Raw genomic sequence first — 13443 nt, 5'->3', positions numbered from 1 at the left:
ACTCCTCAAGAGTCTTATTGTTATTTCCAGCACCGCAAACGCCCTGGGGGTGGCCGCGATGCGCTGAGGCAGGTAAGGCTGGCGAGGGTATGTTGACCTGTTGGTCAGGAACTCGCACGAAGCGAATTATGCTTTTGTATACAAATAATGCAAATAATGTTTTCTGTGTTGTCGACGAAATGTTTGGCGATAGGGGTATATCGACCTTTAGGACGCTATCGCGAGCAAGCTCGCTCCCACAGGTTCATGGGTGAACACAGACCTCGCATTCACCACAGTCCCACTGTGGGAGCGAGCTTGCTCGCGATGGCGTCGGATCAGACGCCTTCATTCACTGGATTTCGCCAGTGCCAGATTCACCGCCAGCCACCCATCCACCGCCGCTTCCCCGGCTTCGGCAAACACCCGCTCCAGCAATTTCACCTGTTCACGCCGTAACGCCTGCTCAAAGCGCTCACCCTCGGCGGTCAGTTCCAGCAGCCGTTTGCGTTTGTCGGTCTCGGACGCAACGCTGTTCACCAAGTGCATTTCCATCAACTGCCGCAACGGCATGTTCAACGCCTGCTTGCTCACCCCAAGCAGGGCCAGCAATTCCTTCACGCTCAATGACGGATAGCGGGCGATGAAAAAGACGATGCGCTGGTGGACCCGGCTCAACCCACGGCGCTCGAGCATTTCATCGGCCTTGGCGGTGAACGCCTGGTAACCGAAGAAAAACGCTTCCATGGCCATTTGTTGGGAGGCAGGGTTTTTAAGGTCAAGCATATTGACGTATCCACAGAAGTCGGCGTAATTTCGGTCAACCAGTTTGACTCATTATTCCAGCGACCGGCTACAGGTGACCCATGGCTTTTTCCGAACGTGTCTCGCGCCTCAAAAGTTCTTTGATTCGAGAAATCCTCGCGGCGGCGCAGCGTCCTGAGGTGATGTCGTTCGCCGGCGGCCTGCCGGCCGAAGCCATGCTGCCGAAAGTGGAATGGGCGGCCATGCCATTGTCCATGGGCCAGTACGGCATGAGCGAAGGCGAACCGGCCCTGCGCGAAGCCCTGGCAGCCCAGGCGCGGGCGTTGGGCGTGGCCTGTGAGGCGAGCCAGGTGCTGGTGGTCAGCGGCTCCCAGCAAACCCTCGATTTGGCGGCCAAGCTGCACATCGACGTGGGCACCGAAGTGATGCTCGAAGCGCCGACCTATCTGGCGGCGTTGCAGATTTTCCAGCTGTTCGGCGCCGACTGCATCACCGTTCCCCTGGAGGCCGACGGCCCTGACTTGCAACAATTGCGGGCCCGGCTGGAGCAGCATCGCCCAGCGTTTATCTACCTGATCCCGACCTTCCAGAACCCTTCGGCGGTGCGCTACAGCGAGGCCAAGCGCGATGCGGTGGCGGCGCTGCTGGACGAGTTTGGCGTCACCCTGATCGAGGACGAGCCCTACCGCGAGCTGACCTTCGATGGCGGCAGTGCCACGCCGATTGTCAGTCGCTTGAAGAAGGCCAGTTGGATCTACACCGGCACCGTGTCGAAAACCCTGTTGCCGGGGCTAAGGGTGGGCTACCTGATCGCCAGTCCGGATCTGTTCCCGCATCTGCTGCGGCTCAAGCAATCGGCGGACCTGCACACCAATCGCATCGGCCAGTGGCAGGCGCTGCAATGGATCGGCACCGAGCAGTACCGCAGCCATTTGAGTGAGTTGAGGGATTTCTACCGGGACCGTCGCGATCGGTTCCAGGCGGCGTTGCAAACGCATTTCGCTGATATCGCGGATTGGAACGTGCCCCAGGGCGGGTTGTTTTTCTGGCTGACCCTCAGGCAACCGCTGGACACCCGCACTTTGCTCGCCGCCGCCCTGGCGGCCGACGTGGCATTCATGCCGGGGGAGCCGTTCTTTCCTGAGCCGGACCAGCATCCGGGGCACTTGCGCTTGAACTTCAGTCACATCGACCCGGCGCGGTTGGATGAAGGACTCAAGCGGTTGGCGGGGGTGGTGCGGGAGGCGTTGGCTGCAAAAGCAGCCTGATTTAGGCGGTGGCTGGGCTGGCCCCATCGCGAGCAAGCTCGGCTCCCACAGGGGACTTGGTGAACACTGGATTTGTATTCACCACTGTCCTCTGTGGGAGCCGAGCTTGCTCGCGATGAGGCCAGTCGCCACACCATAAAACTATCAGGCCGCAGAAAACCGCTTATCCAAATAATCAATGATCACCTTGGACTCATACATCCAGGTGGTCTCGCCATTCTCTTCAATGCGCAGGCACGGCACTTTGATCCTGCCCCCTTGCTCCAGCAGCGTCTGGCGATCCTGCTCGTTGTTTTTCGCATCGCGCAGGGCCACCGGTACGTTGAGGCGACGCAGGGTACGGCGAGTCTTCACGCAGAACGGGCAGGCATGGAATTGATACAGCGTCAGGCTGCGAGCGGCCTGGTCGACCTGCGCCTGGGCCTCGGCCGGGCGCTGTTTCTTGCCAGGGCGGGTAATGAAGTCGATGAAAATGATGAGCTGGCCCAAGCCAACTCGAAGCGCTTTGACGATCACGGTATTCAGCCTCGCGGCAGGGAAGAAGAGGGCGCGCAGCTTACCTGATTTTTCACGGGCGAAAAAAAACCGGCGATCAATGCCGGTTTTCTTCTTGCGACGCGTTACTTGATGAGGCTGAGGAATTCGCTGCGAGTGGCAGCGTTTTCCCGGAACTCGCCGAGCATCACCGAAGTGATCATCGAGGAGTTCTGCTTTTCCACACCGCGCATCATCATGCACATGTGCTTGGCCTCGATCACCACCGCCACGCCCAGGGCGCCGGTCACTTGCTGGACCGCGTCGGCGATCTGGCGGCTGAGGTTTTCCTGGATCTGCAGGCGACGGGCGTACATGTCGACGATACGCGCGACCTTTGACAGCCCCAGTACCTTGCCGCTCGGGATATAGGCCACGTGGGCCTTGCCGATGAAAGGCAACAAGTGATGCTCGCACAACGAGTACAACTCGATGTCCTTGACCAGCACCATCTCGCTGTTATCGGAGCTGAACAAGGCACCGTTGGTGACTTCTTCCAGGGTCTGTTCATAACCGCGGCAGAGGTACTGCATGGCCTTGGCAGCGCGCTTGGGCGTGTCGAGCAGGCCCTCGCGGGAAACGTCCTCGCCCAGTTGGCCGAGAATCGCGGTGTAATTCTGTTCCAGTGTCACAGAGGCTGATTCCATAAGGGTTTCAGGAGGGTACTTGTTCTGTCTGTACCCATTTTGTACCAATCGAGCGTTTCGATTCTGCCCAGGCCATCCAGTCGATCCGGGAGATCCAGTGGGCATAGGTCGACAGCAATTGACGCTTTGACCGAGCTGAGAGGCAGTGATTGCAGGGTTTCATGCCCGCCGTGCTGCACATGGTAGCCTAAGTGTGACGGCAGTTGTATGGCCGGCGGGCGCGAACCTCCAATCCGATCAGTGTTGTCCTGAGGTCTCGGTTGACCGTACCGGCCTGCTTGGGTTGAAGAGACAAATCTGCTTCAGGACTGGTAGCATTACGCTATCTCTTGCCCTCTCTCTCAGGAACGGAATCCATGTCTAAAAGAATCTGTGCGCTGGCCCTGTCCATGGTAGCCACTCTCTCGGGAACGCAGGATGCAGTTGCAGCTGACTACCTGTTCAAGAACTTCGCTTATGACTCCCCTATCGCCAACTACACCGAGGCTGCCGGTTACTATGATTGTTCGACGCAAGTGGGTGCTACCGTAAAATGCACCGAATTGGTCTTTATTGAACAGAAGTTCACGGCGTCGTTGGTTTTCAAGAATGACAAGCTTTCAATGGTTTCGTTACTTTCGCCCGTTGATCATGAACTGTTCCAGCGCGCGATGGGCGCCTTGGAGAAGAACTTCGATATGGTCGCGGTTAGCGACGGCAAATCTATTCTGGATTTACTCGTCCTTGCGGGCAAATCCAAAAGCATCGAGGAAGTAACTGCCGAGTTTTCAAGTTTTGAAAATACGGCCTTGAATGCGGGTAATATTACTTACACGTTCGTTGAAAATGGAATGTCGATTAAAGGCGCTAGAAATTTTCGTGGCTTAGTAGAGCTGGCACCTGACAATATGAGGAGCGTGGATTTAAGCATCAACGGCATAGGTAACGATGCTTATTTGATTATAAAGTTTACTTTCTCAAAGCTTGACCAAATCAAGCTGGCGCATCAGGCCAATAAGCCGGCCGAGTCGTTTTAACAACAAAACATCATTCATCAAGCCCCGCCATTGCGGGGCTTTTTTTATCTCGGTACTTCCATGCATGCGCTGGCGGGTAGGACAACAGGTCTATTCGTCGCGGCCTTCCATCATGGTGCGCTTGAGCATCACGTAGACCGCCCCGGCGCCGCCGTGTTTTGCCTGGCAGGAGGTGAAGCCCAGCACTTGCGGGTGCTGGCGCAGCCAGGTGTTGACGTGGCTCTTGATCATCGGCCGCTTGCCGTCCAGGCGCACGGCTTTGCCATGGGTGACGCGCACGCAGCGGATCTCGAACTTGGTGGCTTCGGCCAGGAACGCCCAAAGGGTTTCCCGGGCCTTTTCGACGGTCATGCCGTGCAGGTCGAGGCTGCCTTCGAAGGGGATCTGGCCGACCTTCAGCTTGCGCATCTGGCTTTCCTGGACACCGTCGCGGGCCCACATCAACTCGTCTTCCGGCCCGACGTCGATCACGAACTGATCGGACAAGCCGTCCACGGTGGTGGCGTCGGTGCGCACGGTGGCGGCTTGGCGCAGCTTGGCGATCTGCGCGCGATCGGCCTTGGGCTTGCCGGTCTCGGCACGGTCGTGTTTGATCGGTTTTACGCCCTGGATCGCACTTTTGAACAAGGAAAAGTCGTCGTCTTGCATGTCAGCCTCCGCGAAGCCGGCCAGTTTACCCAACTCTGGCGGGATCAGGCGCGACAAAACGTCGAGTGGCGGATCAGTCGTGCTTTTTCATCAGGTGCGGAGCCATGGCCAGCTCCAGGGATTGGCGGGCGCGACGGCGGCAGCGGCGCCAGAGCCAGACGCCCAGCAACAGTACGAAAAGACCGACTGCCAGGATGATCGCCGAACCCATTGGGGTGGCATTCAACTCGCCCAGTGCGGGAGGGCGGCCCAGCAGGCTGGCGGCACCGGCCATGGCCAGCAGTACACCGAGTGTTGCCAGCAGCGCGGCGATCGCCGCGCCGAAACGAAACCGCCAGTTGCTCGGGCCCTTGGGCCGCAAGCGACGTGCGTCAAAACCATCGGATAACTTCATTCCGACCTTCCTCAATGGGTATCGGCCCTTCGACCGGAAGATATTCGGGTTGTTCCTGAAGGTAGGGCAATTGCAGCAAATGAGAGGCTTTTGCGGATGAGCGGCGGGAGTGGCCGCTCATCAAGGCGCATCAGATGAAGTCGCGGGTCAGGGCCAGGGTGGCGAAGTTGTCGGCCATGATCGCCATTTCGGTCTGCTGCACGTGCTCGGCGCTGAGGACGCCGCCCTTGTATGGCAGGTCGCGCGTGGCGCAGGCGTCTTCCACCAGGGTACAGCGGAAGCCCAGGTTCTTGGCGGCGCGCACGGTGGTGCTGACACTGGAATGGCTCATGAACCCACACACGATCAGGTCCAGGGGGCCGAAGTCTTCCAGGCGTTTTTTCAGCTCGGTGCCGTGGAAGGCGCTGGGCAGCAGCTTTTCGACCACGGTTTCGTCGCCCTGGGGTTCGAGGCCGGGGATGAACTCCCCGCGTTCACCTTGTGGATCGAACAGCCCGCCATGGGTGCCCAGGTGGCGCACATGCACGATCGGGCGACCGGCTGCGCGGGCCGCGCCGAGCAGTTGCTTGATGTTCGCGACGGCTGCATCCATGCCGCTCAGGGCCAGGGGCCCGGCGAGGTATTCTTTCTGGGCATCGATGATGATCAAGGTCGCTTGACTCAGGTTGGCCGCTGCATAACCACGGCCGCTGAGTTGAAACATCGTTTTTGGAACGGACATTCTGGGGCTCCTTCGAGTGGGGCTTTTGCGACATTCTCCTCTGGCTGAGCGGTTCTGTGAATCGCTTCCATCGCAAGGGCCGCCGTTGCTGGCCTACAGCCTTGTCAAGATGCTCGTCTCGTTCAATAGGCGGTGCAAAAAAACGATAAATCCTACGGTTGGTCCGGCGCTTTTCGTTCGTCATCGAGGCGCGTTTGGGTGGCGCCGCGTTTGACTGGTAGACTCGCCCGTCGATTTTTCTGGAGTTTGCCGCCGTGATCACTTCCCGTCTCCGTACCCTGCGCGACCATATCCGTTGGGCCGTCAGCCGTTTCCATGGAGAGGATCTGTTTTTCGGCCATGGCACCGACAACGCGTGGGACGAAGCCAGGCAACTGGTGTTGGGCGCATTGCATCTGCCGTGGGAAATTGCCGACAGCTACCTGGACTGCCGTCTTGAAGACGAAGAACTGGTCCATGTGCAGCGCCTGCTGCGCCGACGCATTGCCGAGCGCATTCCGACGGCCTACCTGTTGGGTGAAGCCTGGTTTTGCGGGATGTCGTTCATTGTTGATGAGCGCGTGCTCATTCCACGCTCGCCCATCGGTGAGCTGATCGAAAAGCGTTTCGAGCCTTGGTTGGGCCAGGCGCCGGCACGGATTCTCGATCTGTGCACCGGTTCCGGCTGCATCGGCATCGCCTGTGCCTATGAATTCCCGGAAGCCGAAGTGGTGCTGGCCGACCTGTCGTTCGAAGCGCTGGAAGTGGCCAACCAGAACATCGAGCGCCACGGTGTCGATGAGCGCGTATTCACCGTCCAGGGTGATGGCTTCGAAGGTTTGCCGGGGCAACGTTTCGACCTGATCGTGTCGAACCCACCCTACGTCGATGCGGAAGATTTCGCCGATATGCCCCAGGAATACCAGCACGAGCCGGAATTGGGTCTGGCCTGTGGCGATGACGGCCTGGACCTGGTTCGGCGGATGCTGGCCGAGGCGGCCGATCATCTGACCGAGAAGGGGCTGTTGATTGTCGAGGTGGGCAACAGCCAGGTGCACGTCGAGGCGCTGTACCCGGAAGTCGATTTTGCCTGGCTGGACTTCGAGCGCGGCGGGCATGGCGTGTTCATGCTCAGCGCCGAGCAGTGCCGCGAGCACCAGGCGTTGTTTGCTTCGCGGGTTTGACCACTGTGACCGCTTTTGTGGCGAGGGAGCTTGCTCCCGCTGGGCCCTGTAGGAGCTGGCGAAGCCTGCGATCTTTTGATCTTTCGCTTGAGATTCAAGTGGCTGGGGAAGATCGCAGCCTCGTTGCACTCGACAGCTCCTACAGACGCAGCCGAGCGGGAGCAAGCTCCCTCGCCACGGGATTGTCTGTATTGCGCGGCAACCCCACTGTGGGAGCGAGCTTGCTCGCGATGGCGTCGGGTCAGTGGCATTGAATTGACTGACCCACCGCTATCGCGAGCAAGCTCGCTCCCACAGGGGGTGTTCATGCGCGGTTGGAGTCAGTGCCGCGTCGCAATCCAGATCAGCAACCCCGCCTGAAACATGGCGAAGGCCACCAGGCAGGTGATGGTGAAGCGCAAACCGGTGTCTTCGCGCTTGAACTTGGTGACCTTCTCTTCCTGCTGCTTGAGTTTGACTTCCTGTTCCGCCAGGTTCTGCTCGGCTTGTTGCAGCATCTGCGCGGCTTCGAGGATGGTCACGAACTGCAGCTTCTCGGTGTTCCAGTCGCCGACCAAATCGCCAACCTGGGCTGACTTGATACTACCCTTGAGGTGCTGGGCGTCGGCGTAGGCCACCTCGAAACCCTGGGCCTTGAGGAAGCGATCACGGCGCAGGCGCGTGTCTTCGTTCAGGGCGTCCTTGTTATCCAGGTCGGTGCCGTCTACCTGATAGGCCGACCAGCGCTTCTTGGCCCAGGTAATACCCTGGGCCGCGAGGAAACGGCCGATGCCACGGTTCAACGGCTCGACTTGGAGGTTGTCCGGGGAAAAAGTCAGGCGTTTCTCGACGTGATCGGCCCAGACGTCCAGATGATTCTGTTCCTTGCGCACCCGCTGGTTCGGCAGTTGGAGGGTCATGCGCAGCAGGCTGCGTTCCTTGCTGTGGCGCTCGACATAGCTGAACTCGACAAACCGCAACGGCCGCACGCCGGTGGCGCGGTCGGTCTTGAGCGGCGCCAGCCGGAGCATCTTGTGATGCTCGGTCTGTACGTCGGCCCACGGCAGCTCAGCCACGGACGAGGCGGGGGCTTCGGCAGCGGTGTCGGGGGAAGCTTGAGTTTCAGTCATAACGGCAAAATCCTGTCCAGGCCGGCGGGTCGGTAGCCATTGCGCTATCCGACACCGGGTTATCGGCCATTTTTGCCAGTACTGAAGCTAAATCGACTAAAACCGCCTAACGCGCGGCTAACGCGTCAATAAAACGCAGAACCCGCGTGCCGAGCTCGGCCGCCAGGGGCAGGTTGGGGTCTTTGTAGGAAGCCAGTTGTTGTTTGACGTCGTTGGGCACGATGCGCATCACGTGGTTCATGCCCTGGATCAGCGCCAACTCGGCGTCGGGCTTGGCGGCTTTCAACTGCCGGGCATCATCGATGCTGACCTGGATGTCGTTGCTGCCCTGGATGATCAAGGCCGGCATCTTCAACGCGGCGAAAGCCCGAGCCGGGTCCTGGCGGAACAACGAGATCAGGTAGGGTTGTACGCTGGGGCGGAAAATCACCTGCAGTTGCGTCGGCACGTTGTCGTCGAGTCGCCCGGCCTTGAGGCTGTCGAGCAGCTCATTGCTGCGCAACATCAGCGGCGGTGGCAGGCGGTTGCTCAATTGTTGGCGCAGTACCTGGTCGATTGGCCGGGCACTGCCGGACAGGGAAATGACCGCCGCCGCGTTGGCCTGGGGCGCGGCGAGGCTGGCGATCAACGCGCCTTCGCTGTGGCCCAGCAGGATCAACGGGCCCAGGCGTGGGTCGGCGGCGAGTTTGCGGCTCCAGGCCACGGTATCGGCGACATAGGTCTCGACGCTCAGGTTGCGCTCGTCCGGTGTCGCTGCGAGGCTGGCGGCCACGCCGCGTTTGTCATAGCGCACGCTGGCAATGTTGTGCCTGGCCAAGACCCAGGCCAGGCGCTTGAGGCTGTCGTTGCGCCCGCCCTCGGGGTTGTTACCGTCGCGGTCTGTAGGACCGGACCCGGAAATGATCAGGACAACCGGCACGGGCGTGTCGGACTTGGGCAGCAACAATGAGCCGAATAGTTCGCCATTGCCGGTGTCGAGGCTGATCGGGCGTTGCAGCACCGTGGCCTGGGCCAGGCAGGAAAACAGGCCGGTGAACAAGGTAAGGCTTAGGGCTAGCAGCTTTAACATCATCACGCCATTAGTTGCGAAGGTGCCGGTTGGACTGGTGGGCGCCGATAAGGTTCGAGGATGAACTACGCGGGGAGCCTGCGTATACTGGCGCCCACTACGAATCCAAGGTTGAGTCTCTCAGCGTTTTTCACGGAGCACCCTGCATGTCCGGCAATACCTACGGCAAGCTGTTCACTGTCACCACCGCGGGCGAAAGCCATGGCCCGGCGTTGGTCGCCATTGTCGACGGCTGCCCGCCGGGCCTGGAGATTTCCCTGGACGACCTGCAACGTGACCTGGACCGCCGCAAGCCCGGCACCAGCCGCCATACCACCCAGCGGCAGGAAGCCGATGAAGTCGAAATCCTGTCCGGCGTGTTCGAAGGACGCACCACCGGCTGTGCCATCGGCCTGCTGATCCGCAACACCGACCAGAAGTCCAAGGACTACTCGGCCATCAAGGACCTGTTCCGCCCGGCCCACGCCGACTACACCTACCACCACAAATACGGTGAACGCGACTACCGTGGCGGCGGTCGCAGCTCGGCCCGGGAAACCGCCATGCGCGTGGCGGCCGGGGCGATTGCCAAGAAGTACCTGGCCAGCCAGGGCATCGTCATCCGTGGCTACATGAGCCAGTTGGGCCCCATCGAAATCCCGTTCAAGACCTGGGACTCGGTAGAGCAGAACGCCTTTTTCTGCCCCGATCCAGACAAGGTGCCAGAACTCGAGGCCTACATGGACCAACTGCGCCGGGACCAGGACTCGGTCGGCGCAAAGATCACCGTCGTCGCCGAAGGCGTGATGCCGGGCCTTGGCGAGCCGATCTTCGACCGCCTCGACGCCGAGCTGGCTCATGCGCTGATGAGCATCAACGCGGTGAAAGGCGTGGAAATCGGCGCCGGTTTTGCCTGCGTCGCCCAGCGTGGTACCGAACACCGTGACGAACTGACGCCTGAGGGTTTCCTCAGCAATAATGCCGGCGGCATCCTCGGCGGCATTTCCTCGGGCCAGCCGATCGTGGCGCACCTGGCCTTGAAGCCGACGTCCAGCATCACCACGCCGGGGCGCTCCATCGATGTCCATGGCAACCCGGTGGAGGTCATCACCAAGGGCCGTCACGACCCCTGCGTCGGCATTCGTGCTACGCCCATCGCCGAGGCGATGATGGCCATCGTGCTGATGGATCACCTGCTGCGTCATCGCGGCCAGAACGCCGACGTGCGCGTCAGCACCCCGGTGCTGGGGCAGCTTTGATGGTCGGCCTGCCAGCCGCCGTGGCCTGACGACCGTGGCGGCACTGCCGTACTGGCGGCTTTCCAGCTTCTATCTGTTCTATTTCGCGCTGCTCGGTTCGACGGCGCCGTTCCTGGCGCTGTATTTCGATCACCTGGGGTTCAACGCGGCGCGCATCGGCGAGCTGGTGGCCATCCCCATGCTGATGCGTTGCGTGGCGCCGAACATCTGGGGTTGGCTGGGGGATTACACCGGCCGACGCCTGGCAATCGTGCGCTTTGGCGCGATCTGCACGCTGTTGGCCTTCTCGCTGATCTTCATCGACAAAAGCTACGCCTGGCTGGCGATGGTCATGGCGTTACACGCATTTTTCTGGCACGCGGTGTTGCCGCAGTTCGAAGTCATCACCTTGGCCCATCTGAGCGGGCAGGCCTCGCGCTACAGCCAGATCCGCCTGTGGGGCTCCATCGGTTTCATCATCACTGTGGTCGTGCTTGGCCGCTTGTTCGAATGGCTGAGCCTGGACATCTACCCGGTAGCCCTGGTGTTGATCATGGCCGGCATCGTCCTCGCCAGTTTCTGGGTGCCCAATGCCCAGCCATTGCAGGGGCCGCGAGTCGCGGGGGAGGGCTTCCTGCGGCAACTGCGCAACCCTGGCGTACTGGCGTTCTACACTTGCGTGGGCCTGATGCAGGTGAGTCACGGGCCGTATTACACCTTTCTGACGTTGCACCTCGAACGCCTGGGCTACAGTCGCGGTTTGATCGGCCTGCTCTGGGCGGTCGGCGTGGTGGCAGAGGTGTTGGTCTTCCTGCTGATGAGCCGGATCCTGGCGCGATTTTCCGTGCGCCGGGTACTGCTGGTGAGTTTCCTGCTGGCGGCGTTGCGCTGGTTGCTGCTGGGTTCGCTGGCCGAATTTCTCTGGGTGCTGCTGTTTGCCCAAGTGCTGCACGCGGCGACCTTCGGCAGCTTTCACGCCGCCGCCATCCATTTCGTGCAACGCAGCTTCGGCCCTCGCCAGCAAGGCCAGGGGCAGGCGCTGTATGCGGCGCTGGCCGGCACGGGCGGGGCCTTGGGCGCGTTGTATTCCGGCTACAGTTGGAACGCCCTGGGCGCCACTTGGACCTTCAGCCTCGCCAGCCTCGCGGCCTTTGCGGCAGCCGTTATCATTGCGACACGTATGCAAGAGGACCGGCCATGAGCCTTCGAACCGTTAATTTGCTGGAGCCATTTTCATGAGCAGCCTGTCCGTCTATCACGTTTCGAGCCCTGAGATTCCGAACAAGGTGTTGACCCACTTCGAGGACATTGTCGCGACGTTGGCTGAGCAAGGTGTTCGCTTTGCCCGTTGGGAAGCGGCGGTGAAAATTCAGCCGGGTGCCAGTGAGGAGGAGATCATTGCGGCTTACCAGGTTCAGATCGATGGGGTGATGACTGAGCGGGGGTATGTTGCGGTCGATGTGGTTAGCGTTAGAAGCGATCATCCGGAACCGGCTGGAGGGCTTGATGAATACTGTCATAGCCAGGAAGAGGTACGATTCTTCGTTAGTGGTCGGGGGTTGTTTAGTCTGCACATCGGCGATTATGTCTACGCCGTGTTGTGTGAAAGGAACGACTTGATCACGGTGCCTGCTGGTATGCCGCATTGGTTTGATGGGGGGGAGCGGCCGTATTTCGTTTCGATTCGGTTGTCTGGTGATTTGCAGGGGTTGGTTGCCGAGGTTACTGGGGATGATATTGCTCGGCGGTTTCCTCGTTTGGAGGATTGACCTGTATCTGGTGTGAGATTTTTGTGTATATCCGTTGCTGCGGTAACGGCTGCTTATGGTTCCGCTCTTACAGCGGGTCACTTTTGGAAGAGCGCCAAAAGTAACCAAAAGCGCTTTGCCCCACCACTCGGCACCTCGCCTAGGCTCGGTGTGCCCTCACTCCGGCATTGCTCCGTGGGCCGCCGCGAAGGGCCATCCATGGCCCAGCGCGGCTACCTCGGCATCCATGCCGAGGTGCCCACTGCGCAATGCCTGCGTTCGGCCAGCGTGGTTTAACGGGGCGTTCAGATCAAGATCAAGATCCAAAGCAAGAGCAAGAGCAAGAGCAAGAGCAAGAGTGGGGCAAAGGCCGACATCTATGTGGCTGAGCCACCGCTATCGCGAGCAAGCTCGCTCCCACAATGGATCTGCGGTGAACACAAACTCATGAACACCCAAGATCCCCTGTGGGAGCGAGCTTGCTCGCGAAGAGGCCGGCCCACCAACATCACCGTCAACTGACACACCGCTTTCGCGAGCAAGCTCGCTCCCACAATGGATCTGCGGTGAACACAAGACTCATGAACACCCAAGATCCCCTGTGGGAGCGAGCTTGCTCGCGATGAGGCCGGCACATCCAACATCACTGCAAACGGGCCCACCGCCTTCGCGAGCAAGCCCGCTCCCACAGGAGGAACGCGGTCCCCATCAGTCATAAGTGGCCGTTACCGCAGAAACGGATATACACACCGATCAATTGCCCTCAAAAGAAGGCGCAAAAAAACGACGCTTCCCATCTCTGAAAAGCGCCGTTTCCAAGTAAACAGCAAATCAAATTGACCAGCAGACTCAAGCGCTATGGTAAGTCGGCAGCGCAAACCGATGCTGGCTCTGCAACAGCGTGATCTGTGGCAACTCGCTGGCCTGTTCAGCCAGGTCGCGACGGATCGCGCTGATCGCCCAGGACAACTGGTCCCCCGCATGCAATTGAGCATAGGAAATCGTGCGCTTGAACAGCTTGCCGTCGCTATTGCGCAAGGTCAGCAAAATGCCGCCATCCGGGCGGGGCTGAGTGGTCACTTCGTAGTTGGAAAACAGGGACGCAAACTTTTCTTGAATCATGTTCATAGTTGACTGCTCCATGGTGTGGCAAACCGTGGAGGGG

15 protein-coding genes are annotated in these 13443 nt (G+C 60.1%); 6 read left to right on the top strand and 9 right to left on the bottom strand.

Going from position 1 to position 13443, the window contains the following annotated elements:
• Positions 1-327: 327 nt before the first annotated feature.
• Positions 328-765, bottom strand: a complete 438-nt coding sequence (locus ACLH0I_RS21650; protein ID WP_250964846.1) for a MarR family winged helix-turn-helix transcriptional regulator — start codon at positions 763-765, stop codon at positions 328-330.
• Positions 766-845: 80 nt separating this feature from the next.
• Between ACLH0I_RS21650 and ACLH0I_RS21645 the strand changes: the two genes are divergently transcribed.
• Positions 846-2012, top strand: coding sequence for a PLP-dependent aminotransferase family protein (locus ACLH0I_RS21645; protein WP_186730640.1), 1167 nt, complete (start codon positions 846-848; stop codon positions 2010-2012).
• 144 nt (positions 2013-2156) lie between these two features.
• Here the strand turns inward: ACLH0I_RS21645 and ACLH0I_RS21640 are convergent, their stop codons facing one another.
• A complete protein-coding gene (locus ACLH0I_RS21640; RefSeq protein WP_186710078.1) occupies positions 2157-2528 on the bottom strand; it encodes a glutathione S-transferase N-terminal domain-containing protein in 372 nt (123 codons plus the stop codon).
• Between the two features lie 104 nt (positions 2529-2632).
• The gene (gene folE, locus ACLH0I_RS21635) at positions 2633-3178 is read right to left on the bottom strand and encodes a GTP cyclohydrolase I FolE (protein ID WP_010456659.1); all 546 of its coding nucleotides are present in this window, start codon (positions 3176-3178) and stop codon (positions 2633-2635) included.
• Between the two features lie 371 nt (positions 3179-3549).
• Between folE and ACLH0I_RS21630 the strand changes: the two genes are divergently transcribed.
• Positions 3550-4209 (top strand): hypothetical protein, encoded by a 660-nt coding sequence (locus ACLH0I_RS21630; protein ID WP_250964849.1) that lies wholly within the window; start codon positions 3550-3552, stop codon positions 4207-4209.
• A gap of 90 nt (positions 4210-4299) precedes the next feature.
• Here ACLH0I_RS21630 and ACLH0I_RS21625 read toward each other — a convergent pair whose 3' ends face one another.
• The 3 genes from ACLH0I_RS21625 to ACLH0I_RS21615 all read right to left on the bottom strand — a co-directional run bounded on the left by ACLH0I_RS21625 (position 4300) and on the right by ACLH0I_RS21615 (position 5972).
• Positions 4300-4857: a Smr/MutS family protein gene (locus ACLH0I_RS21625; protein WP_025214971.1), complete on the bottom strand. Its 558-nt coding sequence runs from the start codon at positions 4855-4857 to the stop codon at positions 4300-4302.
• Positions 4858-4930: 73 nt separating this feature from the next.
• A complete protein-coding gene (locus ACLH0I_RS21620) occupies positions 4931-5251 on the bottom strand; it encodes a hypothetical protein (RefSeq protein WP_014339620.1) in 321 nt (106 codons plus the stop codon).
• Positions 5252-5381: 130 nt separating this feature from the next.
• Entirely contained in the window at positions 5382-5972 is a 591-nt protein-coding gene (locus tag ACLH0I_RS21615) for a cysteine hydrolase family protein (protein WP_014339619.1), read from the bottom strand.
• 254 nt (positions 5973-6226) lie between these two features.
• Here ACLH0I_RS21615 and prmB point away from each other — a divergent pair, with 254 nt between their 5' ends.
• On the top strand, positions 6227-7135 hold the full coding sequence (prmB, locus tag ACLH0I_RS21610) for a 50S ribosomal protein L3 N(5)-glutamine methyltransferase (protein WP_411385344.1): 909 nt from the start codon (positions 6227-6229) through the stop codon (positions 7133-7135).
• A 320-nt stretch (positions 7136-7455) separates the two neighbouring features.
• Here the strand turns inward: prmB and ACLH0I_RS21605 are convergent, their stop codons facing one another.
• Positions 7456-8244 carry a hypothetical protein gene (locus tag ACLH0I_RS21605; protein ID WP_250964852.1) on the bottom strand — a complete coding sequence of 263 codons (789 nt, stop codon included), beginning with the start codon at positions 8242-8244 and terminating at the stop codon, positions 7456-7458.
• A 106-nt stretch (positions 8245-8350) separates the two neighbouring features.
• Positions 8351-9316: an alpha/beta hydrolase gene (locus ACLH0I_RS21600; protein ID WP_411385343.1), complete on the bottom strand. Its 966-nt coding sequence runs from the start codon at positions 9314-9316 to the stop codon at positions 8351-8353.
• Between the two features lie 143 nt (positions 9317-9459).
• Here ACLH0I_RS21600 and aroC point away from each other — a divergent pair, with 143 nt between their 5' ends.
• The 3 genes from aroC to ACLH0I_RS21585 are packed head-to-tail and all read left to right on the top strand — an operon-like array spanning position 9460 to position 12299.
• The gene (gene aroC, locus ACLH0I_RS21595; RefSeq protein WP_411385342.1) at positions 9460-10551 is read left to right on the top strand and encodes a chorismate synthase; all 1092 of its coding nucleotides are present in this window, start codon (positions 9460-9462) and stop codon (positions 10549-10551) included.
• Positions 10552-10585: 34 nt separating this feature from the next.
• Positions 10586-11731, top strand: coding sequence for an MFS transporter (locus tag ACLH0I_RS21590; protein WP_411385341.1), 1146 nt, complete (start codon positions 10586-10588; stop codon positions 11729-11731).
• A 34-nt stretch (positions 11732-11765) separates the two neighbouring features.
• Positions 11766-12299 (top strand): 1,2-dihydroxy-3-keto-5-methylthiopentene dioxygenase, encoded by a 534-nt coding sequence (locus tag ACLH0I_RS21585; protein WP_250964856.1) that lies wholly within the window; start codon positions 11766-11768, stop codon positions 12297-12299.
• A gap of 828 nt (positions 12300-13127) precedes the next feature.
• On the opposite strand, the gene ACLH0I_RS21580 is transcribed toward ACLH0I_RS21585, so the two are convergent.
• Positions 13128-13406 (bottom strand): DUF3509 domain-containing protein, encoded by a 279-nt coding sequence (locus ACLH0I_RS21580; protein WP_003204481.1) that lies wholly within the window; start codon positions 13404-13406, stop codon positions 13128-13130.
• Between the last annotated feature and the right edge of the window lie 37 nt (positions 13407-13443).

It is taken from the genome of Pseudomonas sp. MPB03, assembly GCF_046605385.1.
GTDB classification, from domain to species: Bacteria; Pseudomonadota; Gammaproteobacteria; order Pseudomonadales; family Pseudomonadaceae; genus Aquipseudomonas; species Aquipseudomonas zanjanensis.
This window is presented reverse-complemented; position numbering and strand designations above follow the sequence as displayed.

What these genes read in the sequence shown, in the direction of transcription:
- ACLH0I_RS21605 (WP_250964852.1), bottom strand. Translation starts at nt 8,244, where the DNA reads ATGACTGAAACTCAAGCTTCCCCCGACACCGCTGCCGAAGCCCCCGCC.
- ACLH0I_RS21620 (WP_014339620.1), bottom strand. Translation starts at nt 5,251, where the DNA reads ATGAAGTTATCCGATGGTTTTGACGCACGTCGCTTGCGGCCCAAGGGC.
- ACLH0I_RS21630 (WP_250964849.1), top strand. Translation starts at nt 3,550, where the DNA reads ATGTCTAAAAGAATCTGTGCGCTGGCCCTGTCCATGGTAGCCACTCTC.
- ACLH0I_RS21625 (WP_025214971.1), bottom strand. Translation starts at nt 4,857, where the DNA reads ATGCAAGACGACGACTTTTCCTTGTTCAAAAGTGCGATCCAGGGCGTA.
- ACLH0I_RS21615 (WP_014339619.1), bottom strand. Translation starts at nt 5,972, where the DNA reads ATGTCCGTTCCAAAAACGATGTTTCAACTCAGCGGCCGTGGTTATGCA.
- aroC (WP_411385342.1), top strand. Translation starts at nt 9,460, where the DNA reads ATGTCCGGCAATACCTACGGCAAGCTGTTCACTGTCACCACCGCGGGC.
- ACLH0I_RS21645 (WP_186730640.1), top strand. Translation starts at nt 846, where the DNA reads ATGGCTTTTTCCGAACGTGTCTCGCGCCTCAAAAGTTCTTTGATTCGA.
- ACLH0I_RS21600 (WP_411385343.1), bottom strand. Translation starts at nt 9,316, where the DNA reads ATGATGTTAAAGCTGCTAGCCCTAAGCCTTACCTTGTTCACCGGCCTG.
- ACLH0I_RS21585 (WP_250964856.1), top strand. Translation starts at nt 11,766, where the DNA reads ATGAGCAGCCTGTCCGTCTATCACGTTTCGAGCCCTGAGATTCCGAAC.
- ACLH0I_RS21650 (WP_250964846.1), bottom strand. Translation starts at nt 765, where the DNA reads ATGCTTGACCTTAAAAACCCTGCCTCCCAACAAATGGCCATGGAAGCG.
- ACLH0I_RS21580 (WP_003204481.1), bottom strand. Translation starts at nt 13,406, where the DNA reads ATGAACATGATTCAAGAAAAGTTTGCGTCCCTGTTTTCCAACTACGAA.